Source organism: Oerskovia enterophila (assembly GCF_044748475.1).
Classification (GTDB): domain Bacteria; phylum Actinomycetota; class Actinomycetes; order Actinomycetales; family Cellulomonadaceae; genus Oerskovia; species Oerskovia enterophila.
Genome location: NZ_JBIVFZ010000005.1, coordinates 196,878 through 209,332 on the forward strand (window position 1 = coordinate 196,878; position 12,455 = coordinate 209,332).

A 12,455-nucleotide genomic window follows, 5' to 3' on the forward strand; every position below is an offset into this window, starting at 1 on the left:
CATGAAGGTTCTTCGCACCGTCACCACCACTGCTGTCTCCGCCGCACTCGTGCTGGGTGGTGGAGCTGCGGCGTTCGCCGCGGAGGCGACCGACGCCCCGGAGGCCGGCGCCCCCACCACGACCGACCCCAGGGCCTCGACGGAGGCGGCCGTCGAGCAGGCAGCGCCTGGTGCGGGAGACGCGGTTCCCGCCACGCAGAGCACGACGCCGGTCGACCCGGTGATCGCCCCGGCTCCCGAGGCCCCCACGGTCTCCGAGGCCCCGGCCGCCGAGGACCTCGCTCCCGAGGACCCTGTCGAGGAGGACGAGCCCGTCGCCGAGACGCCTGCCGCAGACCCCGGGGACGAGACCGTGACCGAGGCCGACGTCGTCGAGCAGGCGACGGACGAGACGACGGAGACGGCCGTCGGCACCCCTCTGGCCGCGGCGTCCGCCTTCGGTGCGCTGCAGTCGACGCCGGTCTACCCCGACGCCGACTACCACCCGCACTGGGAGGACGGCGGCGAGGACGGGTTCGGGTGCGACTACTGGTACTTCATGGAGCTCGGGGACAAGACCTCGGGACGTGACTGGCAGGGCTGGAGCGGCACCCCGCAGCTGCACATCCTGCACCACACGCTCAAGGACGACGACGGCACGGTCCACATGGTCTACGACCGCGACATCGCCAACTACTGGTACCACGTGTGGTCGGGCGACGAGACCGTGACCCCGGACGCCGAGGGCATCCACTGGGAGAACACGTCGGCCCAGCAGACCGTGCTCGTCAACGGGTACAAGGGCGGGGCCGACGAGACGGCCCGCGGGATCGACGCGCAGGCACTCTTCGACCGGGCCGGTGTCGTGCAGGACGGCGTCACGATCGAGCAGTACCAGTCGTACATCGACAACGGGTGGTGGACGCAGGCCCAGGCCGAGGAGTACGTCGCGTCCGAGAACGCGCGCCGTGCCGACTACACCGCGTACGAGGCGACCCAGTTCGCGGTCTGGTACTTCTCGACCGGTCACGACGTCATGGGCCTGTTCTTCGACGTCGACGACGCCGGTCACGTGACGCTGAGCCAGAAGGCTCTCGACCAGTTCACCGCTCAGGAGATCCCTGCGGACGCCGACGAGACCTTCCAGCAGGACTGGACGCGCAACTGGGACCAGAACAGCCAGAGCGACCGCATGGCCACGCTGCAGACCGCGGCCTGGCTCATCGAGCAGGGGCTCACCGCGAACGTCGTCATGCCGCAGCCGGGGTTCGTCTCGCACGGCTACGTCCGGAACACCGACGGCTCGACCGACTACGGCTTCACGGCCTCGCTCGTCGGTGGGACGGGTGACGTCCACGTCGAGCTGCGCACCGCCGACGGCTCGGCAGTGCCCGCCGGCGTGACCCTGGTCGACGCCAACGGCAACCCGGTCTCGTCCGTGACGCCGGGGCAGCGCGTGTTCGTCCGCGTCCCTGCCGGACTCGACGTCGCGACGCTCCCGCAGTTCCAGCTCTGGGGCTCGGCGCAGGGCACCGAGCAGGGCAGCCCGCACTTCTACACGGGCAACGACCACAACAACCACGGGACCATCGACGAGAACGGCCAGTGGGCGCCCGCGACGTTCCCGCACTGGCTGATCGGCCTCGGCGAGCTCGACCGCCCCTCGACCGCGTGGGACTGGGTCGGCATCAGCCTGGCCGACGAGCCCGAGGCGCCCGTCGACCCGACGGACCCGACGGACCCCGGCACGCCCGCCGTCCCGGACCCCGTCGACCCGGACCCCGTCGACCCGATCACGGTCGGCACGGACGGCACGGTCGTGACGGTCTCCTCGACCGACCCGACGAACCTGGGCCTGACGGACGCCGTCCCGGTGGCCGCCGCGATCCGGCAGACCGACGCCGCGAGCCTCGCCTCGACCGGTGCGGACGCCGGGATGCTGGCCGCCGCAGGAGCCTTCATCGTCCTGACCGGCACAGGCCTCGTGCTCGCCAGCCGTCGTCGGACGGCGACCAGCACGGACCGGTGAACGCTCACGGCCTGACGGTGTGACGAGACCGCAGGGCGCCCCCCGCGACACGGGAGGGGCGCCCTGCGGTCGTTCCCGGGCGCGTGCCCCGGGCGCGGGATGACGGACACGCTGTCGGGGGGCGGTACGCCTTCGACCGCCCTCGAACGGTGTTCCTGGCTAGCCTGGCAGCATGCGGATGCCCGCCCTCGGGTCGATCTCGCGGCGAGACGCCGCGGTCGCCGCCTTCGCCGCGCTCGCGGGGGTCTCCCTCGCGGTCTCGCGCGCGGTCGTCGGTGCCCAGGGCGCACCGCTGTGGGTCGAGCTCCTCGCCCAGCTCGTCGGGGCGTCCCTGCTCCTGTGGCCCGCGCTCACGGGACCCGCAGTCGTGGGCGCCGCTCTCCTGTCGTGGGTCTCACCGGTCCCCGCCACGATCCTCGCGGCCTTCGACGCGGGAGAGCGGCTCACGCCCCGACGGGGGAGGGCCTGGGTGGTCGCGGCGGCGGTCCTGGTCCTCCCGGCCGCCCCCCTGGCGTTCGGCCGGTCGGACCTTGCCGTGGCCGCTGTCCTCGTCCTCCTGCTGGTGGGGCCGTGGCTGGCCGGTCGGAGCCGCCGTGCCGAACGGGTCGCGACGGCCGCGCTCAGGGACCGCGGCGTCGCAGCGGCAGAGCAGCTCGCGGCCCAGGTGCGGACCACCGAGCGCGAGCGGCTCGCCCGGGAGATGCACGACGTCGTCGCCCACCGGATCAGCTACGTCGTGCTGCAGAGCAACCTGCTGGAGACCCGGGTCAGCGATCCGCAGGTCCGCGAGGACGTGGACCGGATCCGTGACACGGCGCGCGAGGCGCTCGAGGAGATGCGGAGCATGCTGCACCTGCTCGGACGGGACGGGGGCCCGGCGGCGATCGAGCAGCCGTCGTTCCGGGACGTCGCCGTCCTGGTCGAGGAGGCGCGGGCCGTGGGGCAACCGGTCGAGGTGGACGCCGACGTCGTGCCCGGAGAGCCCCCGGACCTGGCGGAGCGGACAGCCGTGCGCATCGTGGGCGAGGCCCTGACCAACGCCGTCAGGCACGCGCCGGGGGCCGACACGACCGTGGGCATCCACCAGGAGGGGGCCATGCTGCGGGTCGCGGTCGTGAACGGCAGGTCGGCGATCCCAGAGGTCGACCTGCCCAGCGGCGGGCACGGGCTGCAGGGGATCCGCGAGCGGGTCGCCCTCGTCGGAGGGACCTCCACGATCGGCCCGACCCCCGACGGCGGGTTTCGTGTCGAAGCACTGATCCCCCAGGAGGCCTCATGATCCGCGTCGTGGTCGTCGACGACGAGCGCCTGTTCCGCGAGGGCATCGTGAGCCTGGTCGGCGCGGCCGACGACCTCGACGTCGTCGGGACGGCCGAGAACGGTCGCCAGGGTGTCGAGGTCGTGCTCGCGCACCGTCCCGACGTCGTGCTCATGGACATGCAGATGCCCGTCATGAACGGCATCGAGGCGACCAGGGAGATCCGACGGTCGATGCCCGAGGTCGAGGTCGTCATCCTGACGAACTTCCAGTACGACGAGTACGTCGTCCCGGCGCTGCGTGCCGGGGCGGCGGGCTACCTGCTCAAGGACAGCACGGTGAGCGAGGTCCATCAGGGGATCCGTGCGGCCGCGGCCGGTGAGGCCATGCTCTCCCCGGCCGTGACGCGGCACCTCCTGGATTCGCTCGGTCCGGCCATGAGCACCCGGCAGGCGGCGGCGCGGGCCAAGGTGGGCACGCTGAGCGAACGGGAGCGGGACGTCGTCGGGATGGTCGCGACAGGGTTGTCCAACGCGGAGATCGCTCGTGCCCTGTTCATGGCCGAGCCGACGGTCAAGACCCACCTGACGCACGCCATGGTCAAGCTGGGGGTGTCGAACCGGACGCAGGCGGCGATCCTCGGTCACGACGCGGGCCTGCCCGACGACCCGGCCACCACCTGAGCCTCACCCGGGCTCCGGGCCGGACGGCCGCCCCGGTCGAGGAGACTGCCCGGACGAGATGACGGGAAGTCGCGTCATGATCCCCGGTCCGGGGTGTCTCTTCCCATAGAGAGACAGCACTGGACCGACCGTGACGTGGACCCGCGGACGGCCGGCGGAGCGGAGGAACCATGTCCATCACCGAACGAGTGGCACCGGAGCCACCACAGGTCGAGGACGAGGTCGTGCTGTCCCGGCGCGAGCTCGTCGTCCTGGCGAACCTGTCGGAAGACGTGACCCTCGAACAGGTCGCCGCGCGGTTGTTCGTCACGCGCAACACGGTCAAGTCACAGCTGCGCAGCATCTATCGCAAGCTCGGCGTCTCGACGCGCTCCGAGGCGGTCGCGTGGGCGCGGGCGAACGGCGTCTCGGACCGCTGACGGCTCCCGTGTCCTGCGCGGGACGCGGCACGACGGACCGCCGTCACGGGGCCGCCGTGCCGGTCAGGGTGCGACGCCGGTCAGCGGTGGGATGCTCGAAGGAACGCCTGCCGACGGCGGTGGGCCTCGACCTTCCGAGGCGAGCATGGGACAGGACCAGAACGCTGCACCGGACGACCCGACCGTCACCGACCCGGACCACTACCGGACGATCTTCGAGAACGAGCGGGTCCGGGTGCTGGAGTACCGCGACGAACCGGGGACCCGGACGCACCCGCACCACCACCCCGACAGCGTCATGTACACCCTGAGCGGGTTCGAGCGCCGCATCTCGGCGGGGGACCGCGTCATGGAGGTCTCGCTCGAACCTGGTGAGACGCGCTGGCTGCCGGGCCAGGTGCACGTGGGTGAGAACACCGGCTCGACGGCGACCCACGCGATCTTCTTCGAGCTCAAGGAGTAGGTCCAGAGGTCACCGCGCGAGCCGTTCCACGACCCTCCCGTAGAGCCAGGGCGCGTGCGCCGCGAGCGGCACGATCGCGCGCCGCGCGGGCGAGGCCGCCCAGGCCACGAGCCCCGAGGTCAGCACGCGGTAGTCACGCGTCACGCGGGTCCAGTCGCGTTCGTACGCGTCGGGATCGTCCAGGTGCCCGACGACGGCGCTCGCCTGCGCGAGCCCGACCCGCAGTCCTTCGCCCGTCAGGGCGTCGACGTACCCCGAGGCGTCCCCGACGAGGCGCACCCGGCCGGTGCTGCGCCGTCGGGACCGTTGCCTGAGCGGGCCCGCCCCGCGGACCGGGCCCAGGGGCTCGGCGTCCCGCAGGCGCTCGCTCAGCTCGGCGAATCCCGCGAGGGCCTCGTCGAAGTGCGTCCCGGTGGGGCCGAGCATCGCGATCCCGACGACGTCCGGCGCCACGGGCGTCACGTACGCCTCGACGCGGTCCCCCCAGTGGACCTCGACCAGGTCCGTCCACGCGGGCACGCGGAAGTGGCGGCGCAGGCCGAAGCGGCGCCGCGGGTCGGGACCGGGGCGGACGGGTGGGGCGGTGCCGCCGAGCTCGGTGGGTATGGCTGCGGCACGCGGAGTGGGTAGAGCAGCGGCACGCGGGGTGGCCGGCCCGCCCGACCCGGGACTCCCGGCCCCCGGCCCTCCCTGCCCCGCAGCACGAGCGCTCGGCCCGCCGGGGGATCGCCCCGGGGCGTCGGGGTCGTGGCGCGCGTGCGCCAGGAGGGACTCGTGCGCGTGGGCGTCGGCGCCCACCTCGAGCCCTGCGAGGCGCCGCACGGTCGAGTGGAGCCCGTCGCACCCCAGGAGCCAGCGCGCGCTGATCCCGGCCGCGGTCACGGCCTCGGAGCGTTCGTCGATCTGCTCGACGCGGCCGCGGACGGTCGTCGCGCCCAGGGCGGCCGCGCGCTCGGCGAGCGCGGCGTGCAGCGTGGTGCGGCGCACGCCCCTGCCCTGGCCCTCGGTGAAGAGGTGGTCGGCGTGGCGGTGCGCGTCGCGGTAGCTGATGCCGCGCAGGACGTGGCCGTCGGGGTCGACGTCGAGGGCCTGCAGGGCGCGCAGCGCACCGGGCATGAGGCCCTCGCCGCACGCCTTGTCGACGGGTCCGTCGCGCGGCTCGACCACGACGACGTCGTAGCCCGCGAGCCGTGCCTCGATCGCGGCGGCGAGGCCGATCGGGCCGCCGCCCACGATCAGGACGTCGGTGTCGGTCATGGTGCGCCTGCGCCGGTCGTCAGGGGTGCGCCTGCGCCGGTCGTCATGGGTACGCCCGCGCCGGTCGTCACGGGTTGCGCCTGTGCCCGTCTCACGAGCTCGCCCGGCTCACGCGTGCGGCAGCGCGTCGAGCGCGCGCTCCTCGGCGGGGAGCCGGAACCGCAGCAGCAGCACGGCGTTGAGCACCGTGAACACGAGCGCGGTGGTCCAGCACGAGTGGACGAGCGGGAGCGCGAGGCCCTCGACGACGACCGCGAGGTAGTTGGGGTGCCGGAACCAGCGCTGCCCGGGGTGCCGGGCGATCCAGCGGTACGGGCCCTTGTCGACCCACGGCAGCCCGGGGACCACGATCACGCGCGTGTTCCAGCGCGGCCCGAGCGACGCGATGCACCACCAGCGCAGCGCCTGGCTCGCGAGCACGAGCACGAACGCGGGCCACCCGACCCACGGGATGAACGGCCGGTCCGCGACGTTGACCTCGACCACGCACGCGACGAGCAGGCCCGTGTGCAGGGCGACCATCGCGGGGAAGTGGCCACGGCCCGTCTCGACGCCCCCGCGCGCGAACGACCACCTCGCGTTGCGCGCCGAGACGACGAGCTCGGCGAGGCGTTCGAGCGCGGTCGCCCCGAGCACGACGTAGAAGAAGGCGAGCATCAACCCTCCAGCGGTGACGCGGTGCGGCGCAGGAGCACGAGCTCGGCAGAGACCCCGGGGCCGAACGCCATGAGGACGCCGTGCTGCCCGGCGCCGTCGCCGGGCGCGTCGTCGCGCTGGGCGTCGAGCGTCGCGGCGAGCACGTGCAGCACCGAGGAGGAGGACAGGTTCCCGACGGCGGCGAGCGATTCCCGGCTGTGCCTCAGGTCTGCCTCGTCGAGCCCCAGCGAGTCGCGCACGACGTCGAGGATGCGCGGCCCGCCCGCGTGCACGACCCAGGTCCCGACGTCCTCGGTCGTCAGGTCGTGCTCGACGAGCAGCGACTTCACGTCGCCCGCGAGGTGGGCCGCGATGACCTCGGGCAGGCCCGCGGACAGCACGATCCCGAACCCGCTGTCGCGGATCGTCCAGCCCAGGTGGTCGGCGGTCTCGGGGTAGAGGCGGCTGCGGGTGTCGACGACCTCGACGCCCCGGGGCGGGGTTCGTGCCGCCGAGGCACGCTCCGCCCGGGTGCCACGTGCCCCCGGATCTCGCGTGGCGCCGTCGGGCAGCGTGGGCGGCCGGCCGGCCGGGTGCGCGTCCCCGACCATGACCACGGCCGCCGCGCCGTCGCCGAACAGCCCCGTCGACACGAGGTTCGCCATGGAGTCGTCACCGTGCTGGAGCGTGAGCGAGCACAGCTCGACCGACACGAGCAGTGCCACGTCCTGCGGGTGCCCGGCGAGGTAGTCGTGCACGCGCGCGATCCCTGCGGCGCCCGCGACGCAGCCGAGCCCGAACGACGGCAGCCGCTTGACGTCGGTCCGCAGCCCCAGCCGCGTCACGAGCTGTGCGTCGATCGAGGGCGCTGCGATCCCGGTGACAGAGGTGAAGAGCAGGAAGTCGACCTCGCCGGGGTCGATGCCCGCGGCGTCGAGAGCGGTCCGGCACGCCTCCTCGGCGAGGTCCGTGCCGACGCGGATGAAGTGGTCGTTGGCCGCGCCGAACGACGTGAGCCCCGCGTACTCGTCGAGGGCCAGGGCCGTGTGGCGCGTCCGGACGCCGCTCGCGGCGTGGAGCCGGGCGAGCACGGCGCGCGTCGCGGGCGAGCGGGTCAGCAGGGGCCCGATCGTGTCCGTGATCTCGCTCTGAGAGTGCGCGGTACCCGGCAGGGCCGGTCCGACCGCGAGCAACCGCGACATTCCCGCATCGTGTCACGGGGACGCGCAGCCCGCGCGTTGCTAGCGTCGGGCGGGTGGAGACTTCGTGAGGACGCGAGCAGCGACGACGACGCTGCGGGGACTCGCGCTCGCGAGCCATGCGGGGCCCACGGTCCTGGTCACGGTGCTCGCGGGCTTCTTCGCCGTGGGCGTCGGGTCCGGCGCAGGCACGACGGCGCTCGTCACGGCCGCGGTCCTGTCCGGTCAGCTCTCGGTCGGCTGGTCCAACGACTGGCTCGACGCGCGACGCGACCGGGCGGTCGAGCGCGCCGACAAGCCCGTCGTCGCGGGGCTGGTCTCGGTCCGGCAGGTGCACGCGGCCGCGCTCCTCGCGGCAGCGGCCTGCGTGGTGCTGTCGCTCGCGACCGGGCTCGTCGCGGGGCTCGTGCACCTCGTGGCCGTCGCGAGCGCGTGGTCCTACAACGCGTGGCTCAAGTCGACCGTGTGGTCCTGGGCCCCCTATGCGGTCTCGTTCGGTCTCCTGCCGCTGTTCGTGGTGCTCGCCGCGCCCGGCGACCGGGTCGCGGCCCCCTGGGCCATGACCGCGACCGCTCTGCTGGGCGTCGGCGCGCACGTCGCGAACACCCTGCCGGACCTCGAGGACGACCGGGCGACCGGCATCCGGGGGCTGCCGCACCGGCTCGGTCGGACGGGGGCCAGCGTGCTCGCGCCCGCCGTCCTCGTCGCGGCGGTCGGGGTCGTGGTGCTCGGGCCGCCCGGACCGCCGACCACGGTCGCGTGGGTGGGCGGAGCGGTCTCGGTCGTGCTCGCGGTGTCCGCAGGCGTGGTCGCCGTGCGACGGACCACGAGCCGGTTGCCGTTCGCGCTGAGCATGGCCGTCGCGGCCGTGTGCGCGGCCCTGCTGGTCCTCGCGGGACCGGACGTCGCGCTGGCGGGGTGAGCGGCGCCGTCGGGCCGGCCGACGGGCCGACCCCTAGCCCAGCTCGCGCGTGAAGTCCTCCCGCTCCGCCGCGAACCACGCCTGCTTCTCCCGGACCCTGTCGCCCGCTCCCTCCTCCCACATCCGCTGCCAGCCGCCGCCGCGCGTCGCCGCAGCGTGTCGCATGGCGTACCAGCTCCGCGCGAACCGTCGCGCGAGGGTGTCGAGCATCGCGAGGCGGTCGGCTCGGTCGAACCCGTAGGCCTCGGCGAGGATCCGGGCCCGGCGGGGGGCGGCGAGCGACGCCATGCCCTCGGCGCGCGCCGAGGGCGGACCGATCGGGGCCCAGTGCAGGACGGTCGTCGCGACGTCGAGAAGCCGGGTCGTCGGTCCGGCCATGTCGAAGTCGACCACCGCAGCGAGGCCCCGGCGACCGTCCGGCGCCGTACGGAAGATCGTGTTCTCGCGGGTCACGTCGTTGTGCCCGACGACGTCCGGCTCGTCGAAGACGTCAGGAACCTCGGCGAACCGCACGCGCTCGGGCCAGGTGACACCGTCGGGCAGCACGACGTCGAGCGAGACGTCGTGCAGGGCCCGCTGCCACTCGCCGAGCTGGACGAGCACGTCCTCGTCGAGCGCCCAGGGCGACGGCGGCCTGCCGCCCCACTCGCCAGGGACGAACGTGACGACCTCGCGACCCGCGTCGTCGATCCCGAGGAAGCGCGGGGCTCGTGCGAAGCCGGCCCGTTCGAGGTGGAGCAGATAGGCCTCGACCGCCGGGCTGTGCTCGCCCCGAGGCCGCCGGACGGTTCCACCGCGGCGTACCAGGCCGTCCGAGACGTCGCCGCCCAGGAGCGGGACCTCCGGCTCGTCGTCGACCGCGGTGTACCTGGTGGAACCGTTCATACCGGCCACCCTCGCACATCGCCGTGCAGGCCGAGCGCCCGCAAGCACCCGCGAGGGGAACCGTCAGGTCGTGGTGCGTGACCGGGACGAGAGGATCCCGTGCCCCACCGCGAGGACGGCGACGGCGACCACGGCGGCCGCGGCCGTGAAGAGGGCGCGCTCGAGGTCGGCCGAGAGGAGCACGTCCTCGCCGCCCGAGGTCTGCAGGATCACCGCGGGCGTGAGGAAGAGCGTGAAGACCCAGTACGGGCGCTTGAGGTAGGCCCACGCGGCCGCTCCCGTGAGCACGAGCGCCACGGCCGACAGGATGCCCGGAGAGCCGCTGAGGAAGTGGGCCACCAGGCCCGCGAGCACCGCGCCCGCGAGCGTGCCGCCGACCCGCGCGGCCGTGCGCGAGAGCGTGGCCGCGAAGTACGGCTGGACGATCACGAACAGGGTGAGCAGCAGCCACCACGAGTTCGGGGAGTCGATCCAGCCCATCGCGACGTAGGTCGCCACGCCCGTGAGGATCGCGAGCGCGACCGCGAAGTACGTCGCCGCGCGCCGGGGGACGGCCTTTGGACCCGGTAGGTGCATGCCGCGCGTGAGGACCCCGCCGATCAGCGCGGTCCACAGCCCGCCGAACGCCACCCAGCCGGCCATGGCCGCGAGGGCACCGAACGACGTCGAGGCGCCGACCGTGCCCGAGGGCAGGGCCACGAGCGGGCCGCCGATGAGGGCGAACGCCGTCTGCGGGCCCACGAACCCGCCGATCCCGTGCCAGCCCTTGACCGCGGAGAGACCCACGCACGCCCCGAGGGCGGCCATGAAGAGGGCCCCCGCGAGGGGCCAGTCGCTCAGCGAGACGCCGATCGCCATGCAGACCGCCGTGAGCGGCCCGGCGACGAGTGCGGGGCCCCGGCCCACGAGCAGGCCCACCCCCGCGGGCAGCATGCCGAGGTAGACGAGCGTGCCGTCGTGCTTCCACGGGGAGAGCATGAGCGCGACCATGGGGGCCACGAGCAGCAGGACGAGGCCGATCTTCTTGGGGCTCATCGCGCGGCCTCCTCGCTTGCCGGTGCCGCCGCCGGCGCTGCGGGTGCGGGCGCGGCGACCAGCGTCAGGCAGAACGGGTGCCCCACGGGGTCCGCGTAGACCCGGAACGGGTCGTCGGCGTGGCCCTCCTCGGCGGGGGTCCCGGTCAGCGGCCGGGCCCCGGCCGCGACCGCGAGCTCGTGGCCCGCGTCCAGGTCCGGGACCGCGACGTCGAAGTGGACCCGCGCACCCGTCCGCCACGGGGCGACCGCGGCGTCCGACCGCTGGAAGGCCAGCCGCGGGCCAGGAACGGGCGGCACGATCGCGAGCCACTCGTCGCCGTCCGGGTCCGACGTCTCGTGGCCCGGCACGTACTCCCAGCCGAGCAGGCGGCGGTAGAACTCCGCGAGGTCGCGGGGGACAGGGCAGTCGAGGGAGACCTCGAACAGGGCGAGGGGGCTCATGGCCCACACCCTAGGTCGGGCCGGTGGGTTCGGCTCGGCGAAACGGTGACAGGGCAGGGGCGGCCGGTGGATGCGCGGGGGTCAGAAGGGCGCGCGCCCGCCACAGCCCGGGATCGCGACGCCGTCGACGCGCATCTGCGCGCTCCAGCTCCACCCTGGGGCGATGCCCCGGAGGTCGTTCGCGGGGATCTCGATCGTCCCGGGACTCGTCGGATCCGCACCGAAGCCGGTGCCGTCGGTGTCGAGCGGCGTCGAGTACTCGAGCCGGCTGCCGTCCGGGCTCGTGAGGACGGCCTCGAGCGACACGTCGGCGTCGACGGGGAGCCTGCCGTCCCAGGCGATGGTGATCTCCGACCCTTCGTCCGTGGACGGCATGGCGTGGGTCACTCCCCAGCGAGAGATGGTGCCCGCGCCGGTCCAGGTGAAGATCGCCTCGCTGAGCTGCGGCACGCCGGGGCGTGTCGCCGGGTCCCACGTGGTGCACATGGCCGACGACACGAAGTCTCCGCTCGTGGACGAGGTGGGCCCCACCGCGAACAACGCTCCTGCGGTGCACAGGACGGCTGCGCCCGCGGTCACGACCTGTGCGCCAGGTCGCCCGGGTCGAACGAGGGGCGCTATCCACGGGTGCGGCTCGGGGGAGCGGGACAGCACGACGACCGTCGACAGGAGGCTGTCGGCGAACGTGCGGCGCTCCTTGTCCCAGAGCGGACGAAGGTAGCCGATGCAGAGGATCGCGTCGAGGAAGTGCGCGAGCCAGCGCAGGACCGTCGTCACCAGTCCGACCGGTCGTCCCGAGTCCCGGTTGACGACGACGATCCCCACCGCCCGCTTGCCGGGCGTCGCGCCGGTGTAGGCCTGGAGCACCGTCATCGCGATCACCGCGCCGAGCATCCACGCGCTCTCGGACCAGCGGAGGTCGCCGACCGCCAGGCCCAGGCTCCCGTCGTTGTCGAGACCGGGGAGCATGCTCGGCGCGAGGCCGGGGCCGACGGCGACGAACATGAGCCCGGCCAGGATCGCGTTGTCGAGCAGGAACGCCACGACCCGCCGCGACCACCGTGCGTACTCGCCGAACGGCGGGATGTCCGCGGGGCCGAGCGTCGAGAGCTCGTCCACCTCGTGGTGCGCTGCCGGCGTCGTCGCGATGTCCCCCATGGGGACGAGGGTCCCAGATCGGCTGCGAATTGTCAGGCAGCCCGTCGCGCAGCCCAGGGGTCAGGCCACCGGGCGCGTCCCACGTGCCC

At 73.9% G+C, this 12,455-nt stretch carries 12 protein-coding genes and 1 pseudogene; 6 read left to right on the forward strand and 7 right to left on the reverse strand.

The features are described from left to right. The first annotated feature begins 1 nt into the window (after position 1). The 5 genes from ACIPWA_RS17050 to ACIPWA_RS17070 all read left to right on the forward strand — a co-directional run bounded on the left by ACIPWA_RS17050 (position 2) and on the right by ACIPWA_RS17070 (position 4,831). Positions 2 to 2,008: a hypothetical protein gene (locus ACIPWA_RS17050; protein WP_400291760.1), complete on the forward strand. Its 2,007-nt coding sequence runs from the start codon at positions 2 to 4 to the stop codon at positions 2,006 to 2,008. Positions 2,009 to 2,180: 172 nt separating this feature from the next. Then, positions 2,181 to 3,287, forward strand: coding sequence for a sensor histidine kinase (locus ACIPWA_RS17055; RefSeq protein ID WP_400291761.1), 1,107 nt, complete (start codon positions 2,181 to 2,183; stop codon positions 3,285 to 3,287). Further along, positions 3,284 to 3,949, forward strand: a complete 666-nt coding sequence (locus tag ACIPWA_RS17060; RefSeq protein WP_068626031.1) for a response regulator — start codon at positions 3,284 to 3,286, stop codon at positions 3,947 to 3,949. Before ACIPWA_RS17055 ends, ACIPWA_RS17060 begins: the two co-directional genes overlap by 4 nt. A 170-nt stretch (positions 3,950 to 4,119) precedes the next feature. After that, positions 4,120 to 4,368: a helix-turn-helix domain-containing protein gene (locus ACIPWA_RS17065; protein WP_056654260.1), complete on the forward strand. Its 249-nt coding sequence runs from the start codon at positions 4,120 to 4,122 to the stop codon at positions 4,366 to 4,368. 145 nt (positions 4,369 to 4,513) lie between these two features. Next, the gene (locus ACIPWA_RS17070; RefSeq protein WP_400291763.1) at positions 4,514 to 4,831 is read left to right on the forward strand and encodes a cupin domain-containing protein; all 318 of its coding nucleotides are present in this window, start codon (positions 4,514 to 4,516) and stop codon (positions 4,829 to 4,831) included. Between the two features lie 9 nt (positions 4,832 to 4,840). Here the strand turns inward: ACIPWA_RS17070 and ACIPWA_RS17075 are convergent. The 3 genes and pseudogenes from ACIPWA_RS17075 to ACIPWA_RS17085 all read right to left on the reverse strand — a co-directional run. Further along, positions 4,841 to 6,106, reverse strand: a pseudogene (locus tag ACIPWA_RS17075) (FAD-dependent monooxygenase); the annotation flags it as partial. Positions 6,107 to 6,196: 90 nt separating this feature from the next. Further along, positions 6,197 to 6,745 (reverse strand): isoprenylcysteine carboxyl methyltransferase family protein, encoded by a 549-nt coding sequence (locus tag ACIPWA_RS17080; protein ID WP_068627718.1) that lies wholly within the window; start codon positions 6,743 to 6,745, stop codon positions 6,197 to 6,199. Continuing rightward, a complete protein-coding gene (locus ACIPWA_RS17085; RefSeq protein WP_400291764.1) occupies positions 6,745 to 7,926 on the reverse strand; it encodes a type III polyketide synthase in 1,182 nt (393 codons plus the stop codon). The genes ACIPWA_RS17080 and ACIPWA_RS17085 overlap by 1 nt, the downstream gene beginning before the upstream one ends. Before the next feature lie 64 nt (positions 7,927 to 7,990). On the opposite strand from ACIPWA_RS17085, the gene ACIPWA_RS17090 reads away from it, so the two are divergent. Beyond that, positions 7,991 to 8,845, forward strand: a complete 855-nt coding sequence (locus tag ACIPWA_RS17090; RefSeq protein ID WP_400291765.1) for a UbiA family prenyltransferase — start codon at positions 7,991 to 7,993, stop codon at positions 8,843 to 8,845. Positions 8,846 to 8,878: 33 nt separating this feature from the next. Here the strand turns inward: ACIPWA_RS17090 and ACIPWA_RS17095 are convergent, their stop codons facing one another. The 4 genes from ACIPWA_RS17095 to ACIPWA_RS17110 all read right to left on the reverse strand — a co-directional run bounded on the left by ACIPWA_RS17095 (position 8,879) and on the right by ACIPWA_RS17110 (position 12,366). Continuing rightward, complete coding sequence (locus ACIPWA_RS17095) at positions 8,879 to 9,730, reverse strand: aminoglycoside phosphotransferase family protein (RefSeq protein WP_400291766.1); 852 nt, start codon at positions 9,728 to 9,730, stop codon at positions 8,879 to 8,881. A gap of 63 nt (positions 9,731 to 9,793) precedes the next feature. Beyond that, complete coding sequence (locus ACIPWA_RS17100; protein WP_068707353.1) at positions 9,794 to 10,765, reverse strand: FUSC family protein; 972 nt, start codon at positions 10,763 to 10,765, stop codon at positions 9,794 to 9,796. Further along, on the reverse strand, positions 10,762 to 11,208 hold the full coding sequence (locus ACIPWA_RS17105) for a VOC family protein (protein ID WP_400291767.1): 447 nt from the start codon (positions 11,206 to 11,208) through the stop codon (positions 10,762 to 10,764). The genes ACIPWA_RS17100 and ACIPWA_RS17105 overlap by 4 nt, the downstream gene beginning before the upstream one ends. An 81-nt stretch (positions 11,209 to 11,289) precedes the next feature. Then, entirely contained in the window at positions 11,290 to 12,366 is a 1,077-nt protein-coding gene (locus ACIPWA_RS17110; protein WP_400291768.1) for an RDD family protein, read from the reverse strand. Between the last annotated feature and the right edge of the window lie 89 nt (positions 12,367 to 12,455).